The organism is Marinomonas atlantica (assembly GCF_001639725.1).
Classification (GTDB): Bacteria; Pseudomonadota; Gammaproteobacteria; order Pseudomonadales; family Marinomonadaceae; genus Marinomonas; species Marinomonas atlantica.
In genome coordinates, this window is sequence record NZ_LTAW01000039.1 from 1 (window position 1) to 272 (window position 272).

Genomic DNA, 272 nt, shown 5'->3' on the forward strand with positions numbered 1-272 from the left:
TTTGTTGAACCTGACTTATCGCAAGTAGGTAAAGGGCGAGAGTTACCTATGAAGGTGTCACTGGCCCCGCAAGTAAGAAACCAATTTGAAACGGGTCTTGGTTACTCCACTGACGTGGGGGCGAAAATTAAATTTAAGTGGAAAAAACCATGGTTGAACGAACATGGCCACAGCTTTAATACCAGTCTTGATCTCTCCATACCTGAGCAACAGGTGACCGCGAGTTACAAGATTCCTTTGGATGATGTGCTGAAAGATTATTATCTCATTCA

General features: G+C 43.4%; 1 pseudogene. It reads left to right on the plus strand.

Annotated elements, in window-relative coordinates:
- Nucleotides 1-272: pseudogene (locus tag AYW75_RS18470) on the plus strand (outer membrane protein assembly factor); the annotation flags it as partial.